Below are 696 nucleotides of genomic sequence, written 5' to 3' on the forward strand. Positions count from 1 at the left end.
CGCGCCCGCCGCCGCGGCCACCTGCAACGCGGCGAGCCCCACCGCGCCGGCGCCGCCATGCACCAGCACCCGCTCGCCGGGCTCGACGCGCGCCAGATCCTCCAGCGCGTGCACGGCGGTGAGGAAGGCCACCGGCGCCGTGGCCGCGGCCTCCGGTCCGAGCCCCGGCGGCAAAGGCGCCAAGGCTTCGGCCCGCGTCACGGCGTGGGTGGCGAGGGCGCGCGGCGCCACGCCGAACACGCCGTCGCCGGGGCGGAACGCGGCGACCCCTTCGCCCACCGCCTCCACCACGCCGGCGCACTCCATGCCGAGGCCGGGGCCGGCGAAGCCGTGCAGCAGCGCGTCCTCCGGCAGCAGGCCCTGCGCCCACATCAGGTCGCGGAAGTTGAGGCCCGCCGCCTCCACCCGCACGAGCACCTCGCCGGCGCCGGGCGCCGGCGGCTCGAAGGGCCGCCAGCGCAGCGAGTCGAGCTGGCCGGGGTGGCGCACCGCGAGCCGCGACGGGCCGGACGCCGCCGCCGCGGGCCGCGGCGGCAAGGAGGGGCGCAGCCGCGGCACCAGCCGCGCCGACGCGCCCAGCGAAACCTCGGCCTCGCCGTCGGCGTCGTGCAGCAGCTCGGGCACCAGGCGGCGCGCCGCCGCGCCGGCCGAAAGCGACGGGCAAAGGTCGATCCGGCGCGGCTTCAGCCCCGGGTG

The 696-nt window shown here is 80.5% G+C and carries 1 pseudogene; it reads right to left on the reverse strand.

Features of this window, described 5'->3' with window-relative positions:
* Positions 1 to 624 (reverse strand): annotated as a pseudogene (locus tag ABD067_RS26435) (quinone oxidoreductase-like protein 1); the annotation flags it as partial.
* Positions 625 to 696 lie beyond the last annotated feature (72 nt).

Origin of the sequence: Craurococcus roseus, assembly GCF_039523795.1 — a bacterium.
GTDB lineage: Bacteria > Pseudomonadota > Alphaproteobacteria > Acetobacterales > Acetobacteraceae > Craurococcus > Craurococcus roseus.